The sequence below is a fragment of the Pseudomonas mendocina genome, assembly GCF_900636545.1.
Lineage (GTDB): Bacteria > Pseudomonadota > Gammaproteobacteria > Pseudomonadales > Pseudomonadaceae > Aquipseudomonas > Aquipseudomonas mendocina.
Map to the genome: position 1 here is coordinate 2,133,979 of NZ_LR134290.1, position 22,719 is coordinate 2,156,697.

The 22,719-nt window shown below is 61.4% G+C and carries 19 protein-coding genes; 12 read left to right on the forward strand and 7 right to left on the reverse strand.

All coding sequences use genetic code 11. The features are described 5' to 3' along the window. Window positions 1–74: 74 nt before the first annotated feature. Entirely contained in the window at window positions 75–266 is a 192-nt protein-coding gene (locus tag EL191_RS09810) for a PLDc N-terminal domain-containing protein (protein WP_017363204.1), read from the forward strand. Between the two features lie 48 nt (window positions 267–314). On the opposite strand, the gene EL191_RS09815 is transcribed toward EL191_RS09810, so the two are convergent. Both EL191_RS09815 and EL191_RS09820 read right to left on the reverse strand, forming a co-directional pair. Beyond that, window positions 315–812, reverse strand: a complete 498-nt coding sequence (locus EL191_RS09815) for a methylated-DNA--[protein]-cysteine S-methyltransferase (RefSeq protein ID WP_041978446.1) — start codon at window positions 810–812, stop codon at window positions 315–317. Window positions 813–814: 2 nt separating this feature from the next. Further along, window positions 815–1,693, reverse strand: coding sequence for a DNA-3-methyladenine glycosylase family protein (locus EL191_RS09820; RefSeq protein ID WP_041978448.1), 879 nt, complete (start codon window positions 1,691–1,693; stop codon window positions 815–817). A gap of 192 nt (window positions 1,694–1,885) precedes the next feature. On the opposite strand from EL191_RS09820, the gene rluB reads away from it, so the two are divergent. Continuing rightward, window positions 1,886–3,043: a 23S rRNA pseudouridine(2605) synthase RluB gene (gene rluB / locus EL191_RS09825; RefSeq protein ID WP_041978450.1), complete on the forward strand. Its 1,158-nt coding sequence runs from the start codon at window positions 1,886–1,888 to the stop codon at window positions 3,041–3,043. A gap of 73 nt (window positions 3,044–3,116) precedes the next feature. Here the strand turns inward: rluB and EL191_RS09830 are convergent, their stop codons facing one another. The 5 genes from EL191_RS09830 to EL191_RS09850 form a co-directional block, all read right to left on the reverse strand. Beyond that, a complete protein-coding gene (locus EL191_RS09830) occupies window positions 3,117–4,043 on the reverse strand; it encodes a GGDEF domain-containing protein (protein ID WP_013715076.1) in 927 nt (308 codons plus the stop codon). A gap of 241 nt (window positions 4,044–4,284) precedes the next feature. Further along, on the reverse strand, window positions 4,285–5,025 hold the full coding sequence (locus tag EL191_RS09835) for a YciK family oxidoreductase (protein WP_041978452.1): 741 nt from the start codon (window positions 5,023–5,025) through the stop codon (window positions 4,285–4,287). Window positions 5,026–5,088: 63 nt separating this feature from the next. After that, complete coding sequence (gene mupP / locus EL191_RS09840) at window positions 5,089–5,760, reverse strand: N-acetylmuramic acid 6-phosphate phosphatase MupP (RefSeq protein WP_041978454.1); 672 nt, start codon at window positions 5,758–5,760, stop codon at window positions 5,089–5,091. Next, the gene (gene ubiG, locus EL191_RS09845) at window positions 5,760–6,458 is read right to left on the reverse strand and encodes a bifunctional 2-polyprenyl-6-hydroxyphenol methylase/3-demethylubiquinol 3-O-methyltransferase UbiG (protein ID WP_041978457.1); all 699 of its coding nucleotides are present in this window, start codon (window positions 6,456–6,458) and stop codon (window positions 5,760–5,762) included. The genes mupP and ubiG overlap by 1 nt, the downstream gene beginning before the upstream one ends. 126 nt (window positions 6,459–6,584) lie before the next feature. Then, window positions 6,585–7,904 carry a TRZ/ATZ family hydrolase gene (locus EL191_RS09850; RefSeq protein WP_041978460.1) on the reverse strand — a complete coding sequence of 440 codons (1,320 nt, stop codon included), beginning with the start codon at window positions 7,902–7,904 and terminating at the stop codon, window positions 6,585–6,587. A gap of 161 nt (window positions 7,905–8,065) precedes the next feature. On the opposite strand from EL191_RS09850, the gene mtnA reads away from it, so the two are divergent. The 10 genes from mtnA to EL191_RS09900 all read left to right on the forward strand — a co-directional run bounded on the left by mtnA (window position 8,066) and on the right by EL191_RS09900 (window position 22,675). Beyond that, window positions 8,066–9,142 (forward strand): S-methyl-5-thioribose-1-phosphate isomerase, encoded by a 1,077-nt coding sequence (gene mtnA, locus EL191_RS09855; protein WP_013715081.1) that lies wholly within the window; start codon window positions 8,066–8,068, stop codon window positions 9,140–9,142. 224 nt (window positions 9,143–9,366) lie between these two features. Continuing rightward, window positions 9,367–12,135, forward strand: coding sequence for a DNA gyrase subunit A (gene gyrA, locus EL191_RS09860; RefSeq protein WP_041978463.1), 2,769 nt, complete (start codon window positions 9,367–9,369; stop codon window positions 12,133–12,135). 139 nt (window positions 12,136–12,274) lie between these two features. Then, window positions 12,275–13,360, forward strand: a complete 1,086-nt coding sequence (gene serC, locus EL191_RS09865; protein ID WP_041978465.1) for a 3-phosphoserine/phosphohydroxythreonine transaminase — start codon at window positions 12,275–12,277, stop codon at window positions 13,358–13,360. A 1-nt stretch (window position 13,361) separates the two neighbouring features. After that, the gene (gene pheA / locus EL191_RS09870) at window positions 13,362–14,456 is read left to right on the forward strand and encodes a prephenate dehydratase (RefSeq protein ID WP_017362834.1); all 1,095 of its coding nucleotides are present in this window, start codon (window positions 13,362–13,364) and stop codon (window positions 14,454–14,456) included. Between the two features lie 97 nt (window positions 14,457–14,553). Beyond that, window positions 14,554–15,663, forward strand: a complete 1,110-nt coding sequence (gene hisC, locus EL191_RS09875) for a histidinol-phosphate transaminase (protein WP_041978468.1) — start codon at window positions 14,554–14,556, stop codon at window positions 15,661–15,663. Then, entirely contained in the window at window positions 15,660–17,900 is a 2,241-nt protein-coding gene (locus EL191_RS09880) for a bifunctional prephenate dehydrogenase/3-phosphoshikimate 1-carboxyvinyltransferase (RefSeq protein WP_041978470.1), read from the forward strand. The genes hisC and EL191_RS09880 overlap by 4 nt, the downstream gene beginning before the upstream one ends. Next, a complete protein-coding gene (cmk, locus tag EL191_RS09885) occupies window positions 17,897–18,562 on the forward strand; it encodes a (d)CMP kinase (protein WP_013715087.1) in 666 nt (221 codons plus the stop codon). Before EL191_RS09880 ends, cmk begins: the two co-directional genes overlap by 4 nt. 151 nt (window positions 18,563–18,713) lie before the next feature. Continuing rightward, window positions 18,714–20,396, forward strand: coding sequence for a 30S ribosomal protein S1 (gene rpsA / locus EL191_RS09890; protein WP_012018329.1), 1,683 nt, complete (start codon window positions 18,714–18,716; stop codon window positions 20,394–20,396). 297 nt (window positions 20,397–20,693) lie between these two features. Next, complete coding sequence (gene ihfB / locus EL191_RS09895; protein ID WP_003243558.1) at window positions 20,694–20,978, forward strand: integration host factor subunit beta; 285 nt, start codon at window positions 20,694–20,696, stop codon at window positions 20,976–20,978. Window positions 20,979–21,196: 218 nt separating this feature from the next. Further along, window positions 21,197–22,675 carry an MBL fold metallo-hydrolase RNA specificity domain-containing protein gene (locus EL191_RS09900; protein ID WP_080764265.1) on the forward strand — a complete coding sequence of 493 codons (1,479 nt, stop codon included), beginning with the start codon at window positions 21,197–21,199 and terminating at the stop codon, window positions 22,673–22,675. Window positions 22,676–22,719: the final 44 nt, after the last annotated feature.

Consider the following 22,719-nt stretch of genomic DNA (forward strand, 5'->3'; position numbering starts at 1 on the left):
GAACAAACCCTACGGGAACCCAGGCTGGCTGCCGACTATCTTATGAAGGCAACCTTTAAGACAGGAGTGTCGTCATGGGTTCTACTTTCAATGGGCTGATTGGCCTGGTCATTCTGGCCCTGGATATCTGGGCCATCATCAATGTGATCAAGAGCAACGCCGAGACCGGCATCAAGATTCTTTGGATTCTGCTGATCGTGCTGTTGCCGGTTATCGGTCTGATCATCTGGGCGCTAATGGGGCCGCGCGGTAACGTCAGAATCTGATCAAAGCTGCTCTACCCGGCGCACCCTGGCATCCAGGGTGCACTTCGCTCACAAAGCCAACTGCGTTTGCGTTGGTTGCAACACGCCCTCAAGTTCCAGCAGTTGCTGCTTGCGCGGCAGTCCGCCCGCATAACCGGTGAGGCTGCCATTGCGACCGATCACCCGATGACAGGGCACGATGATGGATATGGGGTTGGCGCCATTGGCCGCTCCCACCGCGCGTACGGCCTGCGGCCTGCCGATGACGTGGGCCAGCTCGGAATAGCTGCAGGTTCGGCCATAGGGAATGGCCAGCAGCGCCTGCCAGACGGCCTGCTGGAATGCCGTGCCCTTGGGCGCCAGGCGCAGTTCGAACTGACGGCGCTTGCCTGCGAAGTATTCGTCCAGTTGGCTGCACACGGCGTCCAACTCGTGGCCAGCGGGTTGCCAGGTTTCCTCGATGCGCCAGGGGCGGCTGTCCAGTTCCATCAGCAGCAATTGCAGGCCGCTTTCGTCGCCTGCGATAAACAGTGGCCCGATGGGGCTGTCTTGGTAGCGGTAATGCATGGTCAGCCTCCCGAATAGCAATGCCAGAGATGCGCGGCGGCGTAAGCTCGCCAGGGACGCCAGGCTTCGGCGCGGATTTTCAGACGACGGGCGTCGATGCCGCCAACTCCCCATACTGGCGCCTTGAGCAGGCCAAGATCGCTGGCGGGAAAGGCATCGGCTTCACCGAATGCACGCAGGGCGATGTACTCCGCTGTCCACGGGCCGATGCCGGGCAGGGAGCAAAGTTGCTCGATCAACGCCGCGCTGCCGTCGCGCAGGCTCAGTTGCAGGCTGCCGTCAGCAATACTTGCAGCGAAATGCTGCAGGCACTGCACGCGCTTGCCGGGCATGCCGATGCCAGTCAGATCTGCGTCGGCAAGCACCTGCGGCGTCGGAAACAGACGGCTGATGCCCAGCGCTTCCGGCGTCTCGATCGGCGTGCCGACGCGTTGTACCAGGCGCCCGACTATGGTGACCGCCGCCTTGACTGTGACCTGTTGGCCGACGATGGCACGTACCGCCTGCTCGAACGGATCGAACGCTACTGGCAATCGCAGGCCTGGGTTGCGCTGCAGCAGCGGTGCGAGCAGCTCGTCGGTGCTTAGGTGGCGGGCAATCGCGTCTGGCTCGCTATCGAGATCGAACATGCGCCGCACGCGCTGCTCCAGTTGATCGAGATGCGCTGGCGACGCGATGCGGCAGCGCAGTTCCAGGGCGTTCTGCCCGGGCAACGGTGCCACGCGTAGCCAGCCTGGCGCACCGTCGATGCTGAAGCCGCGGCTGTAGCTGTCTGCGCTCAGTGACTCGAGTCCCGGGACCGCACGTAGGGCGAAGTGGCCATGGAACTGTTGCCAGTCCCACGGTGGTTGATAGGGTAGAAGCAGCGTGATGATGTTCATGGCTGGCACCCTAGCTCGGCCTTGGCGGCTTGTCAGCGTGAAGATGACTTTCAAACTGGCCTAACGATACTGGAGGCGGCTTTGTGGGGGGGCAAAGTGGACAGAAGTACAGCATCACCTACCCTAAGGGCTTTCTAGTGCGTATGATGCGCGCCCTTCGATCATCCTTTACTACACCGGGAGGTGCCCAAGATGACTGAGCACGAACAACCGCGTCCTGCAGGCGAGAAGCTGCACAAAGTCCTGGCCCGCCTCGGGCTGGCCTCGCGTCGCGAGATAGAAACCTGGATCGCCGAAGGGCGGGTCAAGGTCAATGGCGCCGCTGCGACCCTGGGCCAGCGCGTCGATGCCAATGATGCCATCGCCCTCGATGGTCGCCTGCTCAAGCGTGAAGAGATCACCGGCTCGGTTCGCCGTGTGCTGATCTACAACAAGCCTGACGGCGAGATCTGCACCCGTGACGACCCGGAAGGGCGCCCCACTGTATTCGACCGTTTGCCGCGTCCGAAAGAAGGGCGCTGGATCAACATCGGGCGCCTCGATATCAACACTACCGGTTTGCTGCTGTTCACCACCGACGGTGAATTGGCCAACCGCCTGATGCACCCGTCCTATCAAATGGACCGCGAATACGCAGTGCGTGTGCGTGGTGAAGTGACCGAGGAAATGCTGGAGAACCTCAAGACCGGCGTGATGCTCGAGGACGGTCCGGCCAAGTTCACCGACATCAAGGAAGCGCCAGGCGGTGAAGGCTTCAACCACTGGTATCACTGTGTGGTGATGGAAGGGCGCAACCGTGAGGTTCGTCGTTTGTGGGAATCCCAGGGGCTGGTGGTCAGCCGCCTGAAGCGTGTGCGTTTCGGACCGGTATTCCTTACCTCCGAACTGACCATGGGCCGTTGGCGCGAGATGGATCAGCGCGAAGTCGACATCCTCAGCGCCGAAGTCGGCCTGACTCCGCAGGCGCTGCCGGCGATGAAGGAAAAGACCCGCGAGAAGCTCGACCGCCTGCAGCGCAAGTCGGCCAAACCGGTGGAAGTGCGTGGCAAGCGTGTACTGCGTCCGGCGAAAGATGAGGCAGGTGCCGAAAATGCTCGCCCGAGCCGTGCCCCGCGCCGCGAGGAAGCTGAGCAGCGAACGCCGCGTGGTCCGCGCAAAGAGGGTGGTGAGCGCCGCGAGAATGGCCGTGGCACACCGGTGGCGGAGCGTCCGGGCGATGTGAAGAAGCGTCAGCCGCGCCCGGCCGTCGAGTTGTCCGAGCGCCCGGCGCGCAAGCCGCGTCCAGCAGCACCCGGCAAGCGTCCGCCATCTGGCGATGGTCAACGCCCCGGCTTTGGTCGTAAACGCTGATAAACGAAAAAAGGGACTCCACAGAGTCCCTTTTTTCATTCTGGCGCGGAGTTCATTCGCGCCTTGCAGTCTTTCAGCCGGCCATGGACAGGCGATTGCGGCCTTCGCGCTTGGCCACATAAAGGGCGTTATCAGCTCGGCGCAGCAGGCTTTCGGCTGACTCGCCCGGCAACAGGCTGGCGCAGCCGAGACTGATGGAGACGTCAATCGGGCGTCCGGCATCCAGGCATTGCAGTTCCAGTACCGCAAAGCGCAGGCGCTCGCCCACCAGTGCGGCTCCGTCGCGGCTGGTGCCTGAAAGAATCACCAGAAACTCCTCGCCGCCGTAGCGGAACACCATGTCGACGTTGCGCAACTGGTTCTTCAGGGTCTGCGCGACGGCTTTCAGCACCTCGTCACCAAGCGCATGGCCGTGGTTGTCGTTGATGGTTTTGAAGTGGTCGATATCGAGCATCAGCAGCGATAGCGGCTGCAGGTTGCGGCGGGCCAGGTCCACCTCGCGCTGCAGGACCTGGTCCATGGCGATGCGGTTGCCGGTATCGGTCAGCGGATCGCGCAGGGCGCTTTGCAGTGCGGTTCGGTAGAGCAGGGCGTTACGCAGCGGGAACAGCAGGCTGGCCAGCAGGGACTCCAGCTGGATGAGCTCGTCCTCGGCGAAGCGTTGCTTGCGACGGAAGATCAGTTCCCCCAGGTACTCTCCCTCGTGGCTCAGGCGATAGCCGGCCGAGTGCGGTGCGCGCTCACCCAGTTCCATGCGCAGATCGTAGGAGGGATGCTGGAAAGCCAGTGCATCGAGTGGCACCAGACGCTGCACTTCGCGATAGAACAGGTTCAGGATGCGCTCCGCGTCCAGGCTGGTCTGCAGTTGCAGGCTCAACTGGTGGCGCAGCCCTACCAGGCTGGTGGGCTTGAGCGGCAGATTGCGGTTGCCGGTAAAGCCGAGGCGCTGCAGTTTGGCGGCGTCGAAGTCGATGGTGTTGGAGTGGCTGGGGGGAACCATGGAGCTGAACCTCTGGCGCGATGGTGCGACGAGAGGGTTAGAGCGAATTCCATGCCAACTGGTTCATGCTGGCATAACGCCCTGATAAATAAAGGTTTTAGGTGGGATCGCCGGGGCTGTCCGGCAAGCAATTGCCGGTTGTCTGGCGGTGCTGGTGGCAATGTGCTGCCGTGCGGCAAGGGGCATGGCGGATTTCTGTCGCAGCATGGCCCACTGTCTGCAGCAGGCCATGGCGTATCTCTTACTGGGCGTCGAACGCCTGGCCACTGACGCCTTTGCTGTCCGGGCCCATCAGGTAGAGGTAGAGCGGCATGATCTCTTCGGGCAGAGGGCGGCTGGCCGGGTTCTCTCCTGGGTAGGCCTGGGCGCGCATGGCCGTGCGGGTCGCGCCTGGGTTGATGCTGTTGGCACGCACGTTGGCGATGCCGTCCAGCTCATCGGCCATCACCTGCATCAGGCCTTCGGTCGCGAACTTGGATACCGCATATGCGCCCCAGTAGGCGCGGCCCTTGCGGCCGACGCTGCTGGAGGTGAAGGCGACAGAGGCATCCTGCGACAGTTTGAGCAGCGGCAGCAGGGTGCTGCTGAGCATGAACATGGCATTGACGTTCACATGCATCACACGCATGAAATTGTCGCCGGAGAGCTGCTCCAGTGGCGTGCGCGGGCCGAGGATCGAGGCGTTGTGCAGCAGGCCGTCGAGTCGGCCGAACTCGTTCTCGATCATCACTGCCAGTTCGTCGTACTGGTGCGGCAGGGCGGTCTCCAGGTTGAAGGGGATCACTACTGGTTGCGGGTGGCCGGCTGCCTCGATTTCGTCATACACCTGGCTCAGGTTGGCTTCGGTCTTGCCCAGCAGCAGTACGGTCGCACCGTGTGCGGCGAAGCTTTTGGCGGCGGCTGCGCCGATGCCGCGCCCGGCGCCGGTGATCAGGATGACGCGATCCTTGAGCAGGTCTGGGCGGGCGGTGTAGTCGAACATGTTCAGGGTCCTTCGCGATGCTGAAGTGAGGCGGGCGGGCCCGCCGAAATTCGGGGTGGCGGCTTAGCAGCTGCAGATTGCGCGATCGAGTACGGTACGCAGTTCCGATGGGTGATCGACGACGACGTCGGCGCCCCAGTTGCGCGGGTTGTCTTCGGGGTGGATATAGCCGTAGGTGACCGCGGCAGTGCGGCAGCCGGCGGCGCGGCCGGATTCGATGTCACGTGCATCGTCACCGATGAACAGCACCTCTCCGGGTTTAACCCCCATCTGCTGGCAGGCGAGCAGCAGCATGTCCGGTGCGGGTTTGCTCTGCTCGACATGATCCGGGCAGACCAGCACGGCCGAGCGCTCGGCTAGATTCAGGCGCTGCATGATCGGCTCGGCGTAGCGTACCGGCTTGTTGGTGGCTACGCCCCACTGCAGGTGCGCCAGCTCGATGTCGCCTAGCAGGGCTTCGATGCCCTCGAACGGACGGGTAAGTACCGCGCAGTGTTCTTGATAGCGATCGAGGAATTCCTGGCGTAGCGTTTCGAAGGCAGGCGAGTCCGGGGCCTCATCAAACGCGCAGGCGACCATGGCGCGCGCGCCGCCGGATACCTGGTCACGAATGACCTTGTCCGCCAGCGGCGGCAGGCCGCGAGCCGCGCGCATGGCCTGGGTGATGGCGATGAAGTCCGGCGCCGAGTCGAGCAGGGTGCCGTCCATGTCGAACAGTACAGCGCGCAAACGCATCAGTCTTTCCTCAGCGTCTGGATCATGTAGTTGACATCGACGTCAACTTCCAACTTGTAGTGCTTGGTCAGCGGGTTGTAGGTCAGGCCGATGATGTCCTTGACCTCGAGGCCCGCTGCACGGCTCCAGGCGCCCAGTTCGGAGGGGCGGATGAACTTCTTGAAGTCGTGGGTGCCGCGTGGCAACAGGCGCAGGATATATTCGGCGCCGATTACCGCGAACAGATACGCCTTGGGATTGCGGTTGATGGTGGAGAAAAACACCTGGCCGCCCGGTTTGACCAACTTCTGGCAGGCGCGGATCACCGAGGACGGGTCGGGCACGTGCTCGAGCATCTCCAGGCAGGTCACCACGTCGAACTGGCCTGGCATTTCCTCAGCCAGGGCTTCGGCGGTGATCTGTCGGTAGTCGACTTCGATGCCCGACTCCAACTGGTGCAGCTGGGCGACCGAAAGCGGCGCCTCACCCATGTCGATGCCGGTGACGGTGGCGCCGCGCTGGGCCATGGCCTCGCTGAGGATACCGCCGCCGCAGCCGACGTCGAGCACGCGTTTGCCGGCCAGGCCGACGCGCTCGTCGATCCAGTTGACCCGCAGCGGGTTGATGTCGTGCAGAGGTTTGAACTCGCTTTCGCGATCCCACCAGCGGTGTGCCAGGGCCTCGAATTTGGCGATTTCGGCGCGGTCGACGTTGCTCATAAGCATCTCTTTCAAAGCTGGAAAGCGTATTGCCGCTATGTTGCCAGTTTAAGACTGAGCATGGGGCGGCGCGGATTCGTTCAATGTATGTCAGTTTGTCGCAGTGTCGAGGGCGCTGCGTGGCGATCACTTCCTGGCAATTTTATCGCCCCAGGCCCGTGCCTTGGTGATCAGCTCGCCTTCGTCCATGCGCGTCAGGCGGCCATCCTTCAGCAGCTGTTTGCCGCCGACCCAGAGGTGCTTAACGCAGTCGCGGCCGCTGGCATAGATGAGCTGCGAAACCGGGTCGTAGATCGGTTGCTGGGCCAGGCCGGAAAGGTCGAAGGCGACCATGTCGGCCAGTTTGCCCAGTTCCAGCGAGCCGGTCTGTGTTTCCAGGCCCAGTGCGCGGGCTCCATTGAGGGTGGCCATGCGCAGGGCGCTGTGGGCATTCAATGCGGTGGCAGAACCGGCGACGGCCTTGGCCAGCAGGGCAGCGGTGCGGGTTTCACCGAGCAGGTCGAGGTCGTTGTTGCTGGCGGCGCCGTCGGTGCCGATGGCGACGTTGACGCCGGCCTGCCACAGCCGCTCGACAGGGCAGAAGCCGCTGGCCAGTTTGAGGTTGGATTCAGGGCAGTGGACGATGCTGCAGTTGTGCTCCACCAGCAGAGCCAGATCCTCGTCATCGATCTGGGTCATGTGCACTGCCTGGAAGCGCGGGCCGAGCAGGCCAAGGCGAGCCAGGCGCGCCAGTGGGCGTTCGCCGTGCTTGGCGACGGCTTCAGCCACTTCCTGGGCGGTTTCGTGGACGTGCATATGAATACCGGCATCCAGTTCATCAGCCAGCACGCGAATCTGCTCGAGCTTGTCGTCGCTCACCGTGTACGGCGCGTGAGGGCCGAAGGCGATGCGGATGCGTGGATGTTGCTTGAGATCATCGAACAGTTGCAGGCCCTTGCGTAGCGCCTCGGCGGCGTTGAGCGCGCCGGGCACCGGGAAGTCCAGTACCGGTACGGTGATCTGCGCCCGGACGCCTGCGTTATGTACGCATTCGCAGGCCACCTGCGGGTAGAAGTACATGTCGGAGAAGCAACTGATGCCGCTCCTGATCTGTTCGGCAATCGCCAGATCGGTGCCGTCGCGGACGAAATCCTCGTCGACCCACTGACCTTCGGCGGGCCAGATGTGCTCGTGCAGCCAGGTCATCAGCGGCAGGTCGTCGGCAATGCCGCGCAAGAGCGTCATCGCCGCATGGCCGTGCGCGTTGATCAGGCCAGGTGCAAGCAGGCATTGGGGGAGTTCTCGCACCTCCGCTGCAGGATGGCGCAGTGCCTCGGCACGTGGTGCGATCAGTGCGATCTGTCCGTCGCGGATGCCCAGGCCATGGTCGCGCAGCACTACCCCGGCCGGTTCTACGGGCACCAGCCAGGAGGGCAGCAGCAACAGGTCGAGAGGGGCTTCGGGCATTGGGTGTGTCCGTCTGGCTTGATCGGTGCAAGGAAGGCCGCCAGTGTATAGATGAACGCGCGTAGCTTGAAGTCGTAGGGATGTGCCGGATTGTTCGGCTGGTATCTGCCTGTCTGAGTATAATTCGCGGCTTTTTTGACGGTTATCAGGTGGAGAGCACGATGCGCGAGCAATTGCTGGCGGTGGAGAAGGTTCAGGCAATCGAGTGGCGCGATGGCGCGCTGTATTTGCTCGATCAGCGCCTGTTGCCGCATCGGCAGACCTGGTTGCGCTGCGATACCGTCGCCGAGGTGGTCGATGCGATGCGCGACAGGGTGGTGCGCGGTGCGTCGGCTGTGGGTATCGCCGGCGCCTATGCGTTGGTGCTGGGTGCGCGTGCGCGACTGCAGGCCGGCGGAGACTGGCGTGAGGCGTTGGAGGAGGATTTTGCCTGTCTGGAGCGCGCACGACCCGCGGCGGTAAACCTGTCCTGGGCGCTGCAGCGCATGCATGAGCGCCTGGTGCGACTCAAGGAGGATGACGATGTCCTGGCGCTGTTGGAGGTCGAGGCGGTCGGAATTCACGTCAGCGATCGTGAGGCGAATCTGACTACGGCGCAGCTGGGTATGGAGCTGATCCGCAGGCATCAGGGCAATCCTCAGGTGTTGCTGACCCACGGCAATGCCGGTGCGTTGGCCACGGGAGGCTTCGGCACTGCGCTCGGGGTGATCCGTGCGGCGCATCTGGAAGGGTTGATCGAGCATGTGCATGTCGACGAGACCCGTCCCTGGCTGCTGGGCGCGCGGCTGACCGCCTGGGAGCTGGCGGGCGATGGTGTGCCGGTCAGTCTCAATGCAGATGCCGCTGCAGCACATCTGATGAAAACCAAGGGCATCACTTGGGTCATCGTCGGGGCCGGCTGCATCGCTGCCAATGGTGATGTCGCCAGCAAGATCGGCACCTATCAGCTGGCGGTCAACGCCATGCATCACGGCGTGCGCTTGATGGTGGTGGCACCCAGCTCGGTCATCGACATGAGCCTGGAAAGTGGCGAAGACATTCTGCTCGAAGAACGAGATGGTCGCGAATTACTGGAAGTGGCGGGCCAGTGCGTGGCGGCGGATGTGCCTGCGGTCAATCCGGTGCTCGATGTGACGCCGGCTGATCTGGTTGACTATATCGTGACCGAGAAAGGTGTGGTCGAGCGTCCCGATAGCGCCAAGATGGCGCAACTGATGTGCCGCAAGCGCCTGCATTGAGCCGGCCGCGCGCGCGCCTTCGCGGGGTAGGTGTGCGGCACGCTTTGTGGTAACCTCCGGCAGTTTTCAAGGGGGCTGACTGCAGCCACCTTCACAGCATCGAATCGTGACATAACTCGTTGATTTGTCGTGAGTCGCTGATGGCCTGAGGCTATCGCGACGTGCTCCATGGCGTTCAGGAAGAATGGCACGGAGTTTCACCAGAAAAAGGAACCAGGCTTCTCATGGGCGAACTGGCCAAAGAAATCCTCCCGGTCAATATCGAAGACGAGCTGAAACAGTCCTACCTCGACTACGCAATGAGCGTGATCGTCGGGCGTGCGCTGCCGGATGCGCGCGATGGCTTGAAGCCGGTCCACCGTCGTGTGCTCTACGCCATGAGCGAGCTGGGCAACGACTGGAACAAGCCCTACAAGAAATCCGCCCGTGTGGTCGGTGACGTGATCGGTAAATACCACCCGCACGGCGACACTGCGGTGTACGACACCATCGTGCGCATGGCGCAGGACTTCTCCCTGCGCTACCTGCTGGTCGACGGTCAGGGCAACTTCGGTTCGGTGGACGGCGACAACGCCGCGGCCATGCGATACACCGAAGTGCGCATGACCAAATTGGCCCACGAGCTGCTGGCCGACCTGGAAAAGGAAACCGTCGATTGGGTGCCCAACTACGACGGCACCGAGCAGATCCCTGCAGTGATGCCGACCAAGGTGCCGAACCTGCTGGTCAACGGCTCCTCGGGTATCGCCGTGGGCATGGCCACCAATATCCCGCCGCACAACCTCACCGAGGTGATCGATGGCTGCCTGGCGCTGATGGACAACGCCGAGCTGACCGTCGATGAGCTGATGCAATACATCCCGGGTCCGGATTTCCCCACCGCGGGCATCATCAATGGCCGTGCCGGCATCATCGAGGCCTATCGCACGGGGCGTGGGCGTATCTATGTGCGTGCTCGGGTCGAGGTCGAGGACATCGACAAGGTCGGCGGTCGTCAGCAACTGGTGGTGACCGAGCTGCCGTACCAGCTGAACAAGGCGCGTCTGATCGAGAAGATCGCCGAGCTGGTCAAAGAGAAGAAGATCGAAGGTATCACCGAGCTGCGTGACGAATCCGACAAGGACGGCATGCGTGTGGTGATCGAGCTGCGCCGTGGCGAGGTGCCAGAGGTCGTGCTCAACAACCTCTATGCGCAGACCCAGATGCAGAGCGTTTTCGGCATCAACGTCGTGGCGCTGGTCGACGGTCAGCCGAAGACCATGAACCTCAAGGACATGCTCGAGGTGTTCATCCGTCACCGCCGCGAAGTGGTGACCCGTCGTACCGTCTACGAGCTGCGCAAGGCGCGCGAGCGCGGCCATATCCTCGAAGGCCAGGCGGTTGCACTGTCGAACATCGACCCGGTGATCGAGCTGATCAAGAGCTCGCCGACCCCGGCCGAGGCCAAGGAGCGCCTGATCGCGACCGCTTGGGCCTCCAGTGCCGTGGAAGCCATGGTCGAGCGCGCCGGTGCCGACTCCTGCCGTCCGGAAGGGCTGGATGCGCAATACGGTCTGCGCGATGGCAAGTACTACCTGTCGCCGGAGCAGGCTCAGGCCATCCTAGAGTTGCGCTTGCACCGCCTGACCGGCCTGGAGCACGAGAAGCTGCTGGGCGAGTACCAGGAAATCCTGGCACTGATCGGCGAGCTGATCCGCATCCTGACCAACCCCGAGCGCCTGATGGAAGTCATTCGCGAGGAACTGGAGAAGGTCAAGGCCGAGTTTGGCGATGCCCGTCGGACCGAGATCATCGCCTCGCGTCAGGACCTGACCATTGCTGACCTGATCACCGAGGAAGAGCGTGTCGTCACCATCTCCCATGGTGGCTATGCCAAGAGCCAGCCGCTGGCTGCCTACGAGGCGCAGCGTCGCGGAGGCAAGGGCAAGTCTGCCACCGGGGTGAAGGACGAGGACTACGTCGAGCACCTGCTGGTTGCCAACAGTCACGCGACCCTGTTGCTGTTCTCCAGCAAGGGCAAGGTGTACTGGCTGCGTACGTTCGAGATTCCCGAGGCCTCGCGTGCTGCCCGTGGTCGTCCGCTGGTCAACCTGTTGCCGCTGGACGAAGGTGAGCGCATCACCGCCATGCTGCAGATCGACCTCGAAGCCCTGCAGCAGAGCGCCGGTGCCGACGAAGATCTGGACGACGAAGGCGTGGTGATCGAGGGCGAAGCCACCGAGGTGGTCGAGGCCGAGGAAGTCGAAGAAGTCGAGGGCGAAACTCCCGAGCTGGTCGCCGAGCCGACCGGTGCCTTCATCTTCATGGCTACCGCCTTCGGTACTGTGAAGAAGACCCCGCTGGTGCAGTTCAGCCGTCCGCGTAGCGCCGGTCTGATCGCCCTGAAGCTGGAAGAGGGCGACACCCTGATCGCTGCCGCCATCACCGACGGCGCCAAGGAAGTCATGCTGTTCTCCGACGCCGGCAAGGTGCTGCGCTTCGCCGAGAGCAAGGTGCGTACCATGGGTCGTACCGCACGCGGTGTGCGCGGCATGCGCCTGGGCAAGGATCAGCAACTGATTTCCATGCTGATTCCGGAGTCCGGTGCGCAGATTCTCACGGCTTCCGAGCGTGGCTTCGGCAAACGCACCGGCCTGGGCAAATTCCCGCGTCGTGGTCGTGGCGGTCAGGGCGTTATCGCCATGGTCACCAGCGAGCGTAACGGCAAGCTGGTTGGCGCTATCCAGGTCCAGGACGGCGAGGAAATCATGCTGATTTCCGACCAGGGCACCTTGGTGCGCACCCGTGTCGACGAAGTCTCCAGTTCCGGTCGTAACACCCAGGGCGTCACCCTGATCAAGCTGGCCAAGGACGAGACCCTGGTCGGCCTGGAGCGTGTGCAGGAGCCAACCCCGGTGGAAGAGGATGAGCTGGTCGAAGGCGAAGAGGGCGCTGAAGTCGCCGAAAACGCCGATGCACCAGTCGCCGATGCCGAGGAAGGCAGCGAGGAATAAAGTCGGGCTTTGTGGGAGGGGCGGGTGGCGTTCCGATTAGCGGCGACAGTCGCGGCTAAAGCCCCTCCCACGGCACGGCAGGCAGTTTGGACATGCCATCGCCTGGTGGTGGCGTTCTGTGAATCTGAGAGAGACAGACGTGAGCAAGCGAGCTTTTAACTTCTGCGCCGGCCCGGCCGCGCTGCCGACCGCTGTACTGCAACGTGCCCAGGCCGAGATGCTCGACTGGCAAGGCAAGGGGCTCTCGGTGATGGAGATGAGCCATCGCAGTGACGAGTACGTGGCCATCGCCAGCCAGGCCGAGCAGGATCTGCGCGATCTGCTCGCTGTGCCCAACGACTACAAGGTGCTGTTCCTGCAGGGCGGTGCCAGCCAGCAGTTCGCCGAGATTCCGCTGAACCTGCTGCCGGAAGACGGCGTCGCCGACTATGTCGAGACCGGCATCTGGTCGAAGAAAGCCATCGAAGAAGCGCGTCGCTATGGCGCCATCAATGTGGCTGCCAGTGCCAAGGCGCACGACTACTTCGCCATTCCCGGGCAGAACGACTGGCAACTGTCGAAGAATGCCGCTTACGTGCACTACTGCAGCAACGAGACCATCGGCGGTCTGCAGTTCGACTGGGTGCCGCAGACCGGCGATATCCCGCTGGTGGTGGATATGTCCTCGGACATCCTCTCGCGTCCACTCGATGTTTCCCAGTTCGGCCTGATCTACGCGGGTGCGCAGAAGAACATCGGCCCGAGCGGCCTGGTGGTGGTGATCGTGCGTGAAGACCTGCTCGGCCGCGCTCGCAGCGCTTGCCCGACCATGCTCGATTACAAGATCTCCGCCGATAACGGTTCGATGTACAACACCCCGGCGACCTATTCCTGGTACCTCTCCGGCCTGGTCTTCCAGTGGCTGAAGGAGCAGGGTGGCGTCGAAGCGATGGAGCGTATCAACCGCGCCAAGAAGGACTTGCTGTACAAGGCCATCGACGGCAGCGACTTCTACAGCAACCCCATCGCCCACAACGCGCGCTCCTGGATGAACGTGCCGTTCCGCCTGGCCGATGAGAAATTGGACAAGGCTTTCCTGGCCGGTGCCGATGAGCGCGGCCTGCTCAACCTCAAGGGCCATCGCTCGGTAGGTGGCATGCGTGCCTCCATCTACAACGCCGTCGGTCTGGATGCTGTCGAGGCGCTGGTGGCCTACATGGCCGAGTTCGAGAAGGAGCACGGCTGATATGTCCGAGCAGGAACTGCAAGCGCTGCGCGTACGCATCGACAACCTCGACGAGCGCATTCTCGAGCTGATCAGCGATCGCGCGCGCTGCGCCGAAGAAGTCGCCCGTGTGAAGATGAAGGAGCTGAAGGAAGGCGAATCGCCGGTCTTCTACCGCCCCGAACGCGAGGCGCAGGTGCTCAAGCGCGTGATGGAGCGCAATCAGGGCCCGCTCGGTAACGAGGAAATGGCGCGGCTGTTCCGCGAAATCATGTCCTCCTGCCTGGCCCTGGAAAATCCGCTTAAAGTCGCCTATCTCGGCCCGGAAGGCACCTTCAGTCAGGCGGCGGCGATGAAGCACTTTGGTCATGCCGTAATCAGCGTGCCAATGGCCGCCATCGATGAAGTGTTCCGCGAAGTGGCAGCTGGTGCGGTGAATTTCGGCGTGGTGCCGGTGGAGAACTCCACCGAAGGTGCGATCAACCACACGCTGGACAGCTTCCTCGAGCACGACATGGTCATCTGTGGTGAGGTGGAGCTGCGTATTCACCACCATCTGCTGGTCGGCGAGACCACTCAGACCGACAAGATCACCCGCATCTACTCCCACGCCCAGTCGCTGGCCCAGTGCCGCAAGTGGCTGGATGCGCACTACCCGAATGTCGAGCGCGTGGCAGTCTCCAGCAACGCCGATGCGGCCAAGCGGGTGAAGAGCGAGTGGAACAGTGCGGCCATCGCCGGTGACATGGCAGCCAATTTGTATGGCCTGACCAAACTGGCCGAGAAGATCGAGGATCGCCCGGACAATTCCACGCGCTTTCTCATCATCGGTAATCAGGAAGTGCCGCCGACCGGCGACGACAAGACCTCGATCATCGTCTCCATGCGCAACAAGCCGGGTGCGCTGCACGAGCTTCTGGTGCCGTTCCACAACAACGGCATCGACCTGACCCGTATCGAAACCCGCCCGTCGCGCAGCGGCAAATGGACCTACGTGTTCTTCATCGACTTCATCGGTCATCACCGTGATCCGCTGATCAAGGATGTGCTGGAGAAGCTCGCGCAAGAGGCCGTGGCGCTCAAGGTGTTGGGTTCCTATCCCAAGGCGGTATTGTAAACCGCGTCCTTGTAGGAGCGGCTTTAGCCGCGATATTCGTAACTGAATTCGCTCCTATGAAGCCTGTGGCGCTCGGTCGAGACAATGAGGTTTTGTGATGAGTTGCGATTTCCTGACCCTGGCCCAGCCAGGGGTGCAAAAGCTGTCCCCCTACGTACCTGGCAAGCCGGTCGACGAGCTGGCCCGTGAGCTGAGTCTCGACCCGGCGGGTATCGTCAAGCTGGCCAGCAATGAGAACCCGCTCGGCCCCAGCGACAAGGTGCTGGCGGCGATTCGTGCCGAGCTGGACGAGCTGACCCGCTACCCGGACGGCAACGGCTTCACCCTCAAGGCTGCGCTGGCCTCACGCTATGGCGTGGATGCGGCGCAGGTCACCCTGGGCAACGGCTCCAACGATATCCTCGAGCTGGTTGCCCGAGCCTATCTGGCACCCGGCCTCAATGCCGTGTTCAGTGACTACGCCTTTGCTGTTTACCCTATCGCCACTCAGGCTGTGGGCGCGCAGGGCAAAATCGTGCCGGCTAGGGACTACGGTCACGACCTGCAGGCGATGCTTGCCGCCATCGATGACAACACGCGCGTCGTTTTCATCGCCAACCCCAATAATCCGACCGGTACCTGGTTCGGCCCGGACGCGTTGGAGGCTTTCCTGGCGAAGGTGCCGGAGTCTGTGCTGGTGGTGCTGGACGAAGCCTATATCGAATACGCCGAAGGCGACGAACTGCCGGATGGTCTGGACTACCTGGTGCGCTATCCCAACCTGCTGGTGTCACGCACTTTCTCCAAAGCATACGGCCTGGCGTCGTTGCGGGTCGGTTACGCGATCAGCTCGCCGGCTATCGCCGATGTACTCAATCGCGTGCGTCAGCCGTTCAACGTCAACAGTCTGGCCCTGGCCGCCGCTTGTGCAGCGCTAGCTGATGTCGACTATCTGGCCGAAAGTCGGCGGCTCAATGACGTGGGCATGCAGCAACTGGAAGAGGGCTTACGTGCCCTGGGCCTGAGCTGGATTCCGTCCAAGGGCAACTTCATCGCCGTCGATTTTGGTCGCGATACGGCGGCGATCAACCAGGCGCTGTTGCGTGAGGGGGTCATCGTGCGACCGATGGCCGGTTACCGCATGCCCAACTTCCTGCGTGTCTCCATCGGCCTGCCGAGGGAGAACTCGCGCTTCCTCGAGGCGTTGGCCAAGGTGCTGTCGGCGTGACTGTCACTGCAGTGCAATCGAACGCCCCTAAGATCGGCCGCCTGGTGGTGGTCGGTCTTGGCCTGATCGGTGGGTCCTTTGCCAAGGGGCTGCGCGAGCGTGGTCTGTGCCGGGAGGTGGTAGGTGTCGACCTGGACGTTGAATCGCGCCGTCTGGCTGTGCAGTTAGGTGTCGTCGACCGCTGCGAGAGCGACCTGGCCAGTGCCTGTCAGGGAGCTGAGGTCATCCAGCTGGCCGTGCCTATCCTGGCCATGGAGAGGGTGCTCGCCGAGCTGGCGAAGCTTGATCTTGGTGGTGCCGTGCTGACCGATGTGGGCAGCGCCAAGGGCAATGTCGTACGCGCTGCGCGTCAGGTGTTTTCCGGCAAGGCTGTGCGCCTGGTGCCTGGGCATCCTATCGCTGGCTCCGAGCAGAGTGGTGTGGAAGCTGCCAATGCCGAGCTGTTCCGCCGTCACAAGGTCATCCTTACACCCTGTGAGCACAGCGATGAAGCGGCGGTGGCCCTGGTTGAAAGCCTGTGGCGCGAGCTCGGTGCGGATGTCGAGTCCATGGATGTAGAGCACCACGACCAGGTGCTGGCTGCTACCAGTCATTTGCCGCACCTGCTGGCTTTTACCCTGGTTGACTCGCTGGCCAAGCGCAGCGAGAACCTGGAGATTTTCCGCTATGCGGCCGGTGGTTTCCGCGATTTCACGCGGATCGCCGGCAGTGATCCGGTGATGTGGCACGATATCTTCCTCGCCAACCGCGAGGCCGTGTTGCGCACACTGGATACGTTTCGCGACGACCTCGACGCCTTGCGCGACGCGGTCGACGCCGGGGATGGGCATCAACTGCTGGGCGTGTTTACTCGCGCTCGTGTTGCCCGCGAACATTTCAGCAAAATTCTGGCCCGCAGGGCCTATGTGGACGCTATGCACTCGACCGATCTGATTTTCCTGGCAAAACCCGGTAGCAGCCTGTCCGGACGTATCCGTGTACCCGGTGACAAATCCATTTCGCACCGTTCGATCATGCTGGGTTCGTTGGCTGAGGGCACCACCGAGGTCGAAGGCTTCCTTGAAGGTGAAGATGCCCTGGCCACGCTGCAGGCTTTCCGTGATATGGGCGTGGTTATCGAGGGACCGCATCACGGTCGTGTGACCATTCATGGTGTCGGCCTTAACGGCCTGAAGGCGCCGGCCGGCCCGCTGTATATGGGCAACTCCGGCACTTCCATGCGTCTGCTCTCCGGCCTGTTGGCGGCGCAATCGTTCGATACCATCCTGACTGGCGATGCTTCGCTGTCCAAGCGTCCAATGAATCGCGTGGCCAAGCCGTTGCGGGAAATGGGCGCGGTGATCGAGACCGGGCCTGAAGGGCGTCCGCCGCTGAATATCAAGGGCGGCCAGCGCCTGACCGGTATGGATTACGAAATGCCCATGGCCAGCGCCCAGGTCAAATCCTGCCTGCTGCTGGCGGGCTTGTACGCGGCGGGCCGCACCTCGGTTACCGAGCCGGCGCCAACCCGTGATCACACTGAGCGCATGCTGCGTGGCTTTGGCTACCCGTTGAGCGTGGAGGGCAGCACTGCCAGCGTCGAGTCCGGGCACAAACTCAGTGCTACGCGCATTGAGGTGCCGGCCGATATTTCCTCGGCGGCGTTCTTCCTGGTCGCGGCGAGCATCGCCGAAGGCTCCGAACTGGTGCTGGAGCACGTTGGCATCAATCCGACCCGTACTGGCGTGATCGATATCCTCAAGCTGATGGGCGGCGATATTACCCTGGAAAACCAACGCGAAGTGGGTGGCGAACCGGTTGCCGACATTCGTGTGCGTGCAGCCAGGCTCAAGGGTATCGATATTCCGGAAGACCTGGTGCCGCTGGCCATCGATGAATTCCCTGTGCTCTTCGTCGCTGCGGCCTGCGCCGAAGGTCGTACCGTGCTGCGCGGCGCCGAAGAGCTGCGAGTCAAGGAGTCGGACCGTATTCAGGTCATGGCCGATGGCCTTATCTCGCTGGGGGTCAAGGCCGAGCCGACCCCCGATGGTATCGTCATCGAAGGCGGTGCCATGGGTGGTGGGGAAGTCTGGGCGCACGGCGACCACCGCATCGCCATGTCCTTCAGCGTTGCTTCGCTGCGTGCCAGTGCGCCGATTCGTATCCACGATTGTGCCAACGTCGCTACGTCCTTCCCCAACTTCCTCGCTCTGGCGGCTGAGGTCGGCATCAATGTGGCTGAAGAGGGTGCTGTATGAGTGCCCCGGTAATCACTGTCGATGGGCCGAGCGGGTCGGGCAAGGGCACGCTTTGCGCGCTGCTGGCCAAGCAGCTGGGCTGGAATCTGCTCGACTCCGGCGCGCTCTATCGTCTGCTGGCCTTTGCCGCCGGCAATCACGGTATCGATCTGACCAACGAGGAGGCGCTCAAGCAGCTGGCCGCGCATCTGGATGTTCAGTTCATCGACAAGCGCATCATCCTCGAAGGCGAAGAGGTGACCGACGCCATTCGCAATGAACAGGTGGGCGCAGGCGCTTCGATGGTGGCTTCGCTGCCAGCGGTGCGCGAGGCGCTGCTGCAGCGTCAGCGTGCATTCCAGGAGATGCCGGGCCTAGTGGCCGATGGCCGCGACATGGGAACCGTGGTGTTCACCGACGCACCACTGAAGATTTTTCTGACCGCCAGTGCCGAGGAGCGTGCCCGCCGCCGTTACCTGCAGTTGAAGGCCAAGGGCGATGATGTTAATCTCGCGAGTCTTCTCGACGAGATACGGGCGCGCGACGAGCGTGATACTCAGCGTGCGGTGGCTCCGCTGAAGCCGGCAGCCGACGCAATCCTGCTGGATTCCACCGAACTTTCCATCGAGCAAGTGCTAGAACGAATTCTGAGCGAGGTCGCCGATCGCGATCTCGCCGGGTAAAGGGGCTCTCGGTTGCTTTAAATCGAAGAGTCCGCAAGGAGGCATGCGGGAGACCAGTCCTTGTCCCGCAGGCCTCTTTTTACATGAACGAACCCACATGGTCTGGAATGTGGTTTGGGCGAATCCCCGCCCTTGATCAACAGGAATCAACATGAGCGAAAGCTTTGCAGAACTATTTGAAGAAAGCCTGAAATCCCTCGACATGCAGCCGGGCGCCATCATCACCGGCATCGTGGTCGACATCGACGGTGACTGGGTTACCGTTCACGCCGGTCTGAAGTCCGAGGGCGTCATCCCGCTCGACCAGTTCTTCAACGAACAAGGCGAGCTGACCATCAAGGTCGGTGACGAAGTCCACGTTGCGCTGGACGCGGTTGAAGATGGCTTCGGTGAAACCAAGCTGTCCCGCGAGAAAGCCAAGCGCGCTGAATCCTGGCTGGTTCTGGAAGCTGCGTTCAACGCTGAAGAAGTGGTCAAGGGCGTTATCAACGGTAAGGTCAAAGGCGGCTTCACCGTTGACGTCAACGGCATCCGCGCGTTCCTGCCGGGTTCCCTGGTTGATGTCCGTCCGGTGCGTGATACCACTCACCTGGAAGGCAAAGAGCTGGAATTCAAGGTCATCAAGCTGGACCAGAAGCGCAACAACGTTGTCGTTTCCCGTCGTAGCGTCCTGGAAGCCGAGAACAGCGCCGAGCGCGAAGCTCTGCTGGAATCGCTGCAGGAAGGCCAGCAAGTCAAAGGTATCGTCAAGAACCTCACCGACTACGGTGCGTTCGTTGACCTGGGCGGCGTAGATGGCCTGCTGCACATCACCGACATGGCTTGGAAGCGCATCAAGCACCCGTCCGAGATCGTCAACGTTGGCGACGAGATCGACGTCAAGGTTCTGAAGTACGATCGCGAGCGTAACCGCGTATCCCTGGGCCTGAAGCAGCTGGGCGAAGATCCGTGGGTTGCCATCAAGGCTCGTTACCCGGAAAACACCCGCGTCATGGCGCGCGTCACCAATCTGACCGACTACGGCTGCTTCGCTGAGCTGGAAGAGGGCGTTGAAGGTCTGGTGCACGTTTCCGAGATGGACTGGACCAACAAGAACATCCACCCGTCGAAGGTCGTCAACGTCGGCGACGAAGTGGAAGTCATGGTTCTGGACATCGACGAGGAGCGTCGTCGTATCTCCCTGGGTATCAAGCAGTGCAAGACCAACCCGTGGGAAGACTTCTCCGGTCAGTTCAACAAGGGTGACAAGATCTCCGGCACCATCAAGTCGATCACCGATTTCGGTATCTTCATTGGTCTGGACGGCGGCATCGACGGCCTGGTTCACCTGTCCGACATCTCCTGGAACGAAGCTGGCGAAGAAGCCGTGCGTCGCTTCAAGAAGGGCGACGAGCTGGAAACCGTCATCCTGTCGGTTGACCCGGAGCGCGAGCGCATCTCCCTGGGCATCAAGCAACTGGAAGACGATCCGTTCAGCAACTACGTTTCCCTCAACGACAAGGGCACCATCGTCCGTGGCGTTGTGAAGGAAGTAGATGCCAAGGGCGCCATCATCGACCTGGGCAACGAGATCGAAGCCACTCTGAAAGCCTCCGAAATCAGCCGTGACCGCGTTGAAGACGCGCGCAACGTCCTGAAAGAAGGCGACGAAGTAGAAGCCAAGATCATCAGCGTCGACCGCAAGTCCCGCGTTATCAGCCTGTCCATCAAGTCGAAAGACGTCGAGGACGAGAAGGACGCGATGAAGGAACTGCGTAACAAGCAAGACGTTGAAAGCACCGGTCCGACCACTATTGGTGATCTGATCCGTGCTCAGATGGAAAACCAGAACTAAGTTCGGGTAATTCATCGCACGAAAAGGCGGCCTTCGGGTCGCCTTTTTTGTTTCTTGGCTCCGCTGTTGGACGCTTGATGCCTCTCGGTCTGTGCGTCGCTAAATGTACTTTCCTCTTCTCTCGTCGCTAAATATCGACTCGGTATTTGCCTTGTGGCGGTGCTAATGAAATCGCTATATGGTCGATTGTTCCCAGCGTTGCGCTAACGCCTTGTTTTTTAGGCTGTTCAAAAGCTGATCAGCGTGCTAAAACCAAACCGTCGAGTCTTCTAGCCGCTTGAAAAAGAAGGGAAAACCATGACCAAGTCGGAGTTGATCGAAAGAATTGTCACTCACCAAGGTCAGCTGTCCTCCAAGGATGTCGAGCTGGCCATCAAGACCATGTTGGAACAAATGTCCCAGGCGTTGGCTACGGGGGACCGAATCGAGATCCGCGGTTTTGGCAGCTTCTCGCTTCACTATCGTGCTCCGCGAGTAGGGCGCAACCCCAAGACCGGCCAGTCGGTGCGCCTGGATGGCAAGTTTGTGCCGCACTTCAAGCCCGGCAAGGAGCTGCGCGATCGGGTCAATGAGGACGAGTAATGGTGCGTGACTTAATTGCAGATCAGGCGGTCGGCCGGCGTCACACTTTTGTCGCGCTTGCGAAATTGTAGAAAACCGGCAAAATGTGCGGGTTTTCACAGGTTCCTTCCTTGCCAGCTTTCTAAGCTAGCTGATTCAGTTGATTGCGATTTCCTGAGCCGTTACCCGCACTACTGGGCTGAGTCCCTTTAGATTTGCCAGTGTTAAAGGATTGACTCGTGCGGTACCCCTCCATTGTTCATCACGGCGCCGTAACTGGTGTAACGGGCTCATGTCATCAGTTGCAGATGAGTCAGGAGCATGCGCTGCTGGTTGACTGCGGCCTTTTTCAAGGTGACGAAACTTCTCCCGAAGGTCGAGCAGGCACTGGCAACCTCGCAATAGATTTCCCTTTAGACACTATCAAGGCTCTGGTCGCCACCCATGTCCATATCGACCACGTTGGCCGCATCCCATACTTGCTAGCGGCGGGCTTCAATGGGCCGGTTCTCTGCAGCGAGCCGTCGGCCAAACTTCTGCCCATTGTTCTCGAGGATGCTTTCAAGCTCGGTTTCAGTCGCGACCAGAAACAAGTCGAGCGTTACTTGAAGCTGATCGAGCAGCGCATCATCGCATTACCCTACAAGCAATGGTTCACCCTTGTTGACACGCAGGCGCTCAGAGCCCGAATTCGTCTACAGCGTGCCGGCCATATCCTCGGCTCGGCCTATGTTGAAGTGGACCTGCGATACCCTGAGACGGGTGAGAAGAAGCGCATCGTGTTCTCCGGTGATCTGGGTGCGGCTCATGCACCAATCCTTCCAGCGCCTAAAGCTCCATACAAAGCCGATACTCTGGTCATCGAAAGTACCTACGGCGATCGCCTGCACGAAGATCGCCGCAACCGTCGCGCGCGACTGGAAAAAGAAGTCCTCGAGCATGCGCTTAGCAATGACGGTACGGTCATGATCCCGGCTTTCAGTATCGGTCGCACTCAGGAGCTACTCTACGAGCTCGAAGACATCATTCATCGCAGGGCGCTGAGGGCTTCGACAGAGACTCGGCCAGGGGCACGCGCTTCGGAAACAAGCAAAGCTCCAGTGCTCGACTGGGCAAATTTGCCGATTATTCTCGACTCTCCACTGGCCAGCCGCTTCACCGCGGTTTATCGCGAGCTAGACCAGTTTTGGGATGCAGAGGCGAGGGCGCGTTTGGCCAAAGGTCGTAACCCACTGGCTTTCTGTAACCTGCTTACGGTCGATAGCCATCAGGCTCACCTAGCCATGGTCAATCGCTTGAGTCAGACAGCCCAGCCTGCCATCGTCATTGCCGGCAATGGAATGTGCTCGAGCGGGCGCATCGTCAACTATCTCAGGGCCATGCTTGGAGACGAGCGGCACGATGTTCTGTTCGTCGGCTATCAGGCCGAGGGCACAGCCGGCAGGCAGATCCAGCAATTCGGTCCGCGTGGTGGCTATTTGGTAATGGACGGACAGCGCTATGACATTCGTGCGCAAGTCCATACCATTGGTGGTTACTCCGCTCATGCTGATCAGGAGGGCTTGGTAGGATTTGTTACTCGGATGCGCCATTGGCCGTCAGAGGTTCGGATTGTGCATGGGGACGCAGTCGCTAAACAGGCGCTTGTTCAGCGTTTGTGCGAGCGTTATGAACAGGCTGATATGCAGGGGGAATTTATCATCGCGGGCTCTGAGTGAATTCAGGGTATGGTGAGCTTTGCTCTTAAAATGTTGATCTTGAA

Excerpts from the sequence above, each read along its gene's own strand:
- EL191_RS09810 (WP_017363204.1), top strand. The coding sequence starts at position 75 with ATGGGTTCTACTTTCAATGGGCTGATTGGCCTGGTCATTCTGGCCCTG.
- EL191_RS09815 (WP_041978446.1), bottom strand. The coding sequence starts at position 812 with ATGCATTACCGCTACCAAGACAGCCCCATCGGGCCACTGTTTATCGCA.
- EL191_RS09820 (WP_041978448.1), bottom strand. The coding sequence starts at position 1,693 with ATGAACATCATCACGCTGCTTCTACCCTATCAACCACCGTGGGACTGG.
- rluB (WP_041978450.1), top strand. The coding sequence starts at position 1,886 with ATGACTGAGCACGAACAACCGCGTCCTGCAGGCGAGAAGCTGCACAAA.
- EL191_RS09830 (WP_013715076.1), bottom strand. The coding sequence starts at position 4,043 with ATGGTTCCCCCCAGCCACTCCAACACCATCGACTTCGACGCCGCCAAA.
- EL191_RS09835 (WP_041978452.1), bottom strand. The coding sequence starts at position 5,025 with ATGTTCGACTACACCGCCCGCCCAGACCTGCTCAAGGATCGCGTCATC.
- mupP (WP_041978454.1), bottom strand. The coding sequence starts at position 5,760 with ATGCGTTTGCGCGCTGTACTGTTCGACATGGACGGCACCCTGCTCGAC.
- ubiG (WP_041978457.1), bottom strand. The coding sequence starts at position 6,458 with ATGAGCAACGTCGACCGCGCCGAAATCGCCAAATTCGAGGCCCTGGCA.
- EL191_RS09850 (WP_041978460.1), bottom strand. The coding sequence starts at position 7,904 with ATGCCCGAAGCCCCTCTCGACCTGTTGCTGCTGCCCTCCTGGCTGGTG.
- mtnA (WP_013715081.1), top strand. The coding sequence starts at position 8,066 with ATGCGCGAGCAATTGCTGGCGGTGGAGAAGGTTCAGGCAATCGAGTGG.
- gyrA (WP_041978463.1), top strand. The coding sequence starts at position 9,367 with ATGGGCGAACTGGCCAAAGAAATCCTCCCGGTCAATATCGAAGACGAG.
- pheA (WP_017362834.1), top strand. The coding sequence starts at position 13,362 with ATGTCCGAGCAGGAACTGCAAGCGCTGCGCGTACGCATCGACAACCTC.
- hisC (WP_041978468.1), top strand. The coding sequence starts at position 14,554 with ATGAGTTGCGATTTCCTGACCCTGGCCCAGCCAGGGGTGCAAAAGCTG.
- cmk (WP_013715087.1), top strand. The coding sequence starts at position 17,897 with ATGAGTGCCCCGGTAATCACTGTCGATGGGCCGAGCGGGTCGGGCAAG.
- rpsA (WP_012018329.1), top strand. The coding sequence starts at position 18,714 with ATGAGCGAAAGCTTTGCAGAACTATTTGAAGAAAGCCTGAAATCCCTC.
- ihfB (WP_003243558.1), top strand. The coding sequence starts at position 20,694 with ATGACCAAGTCGGAGTTGATCGAAAGAATTGTCACTCACCAAGGTCAG.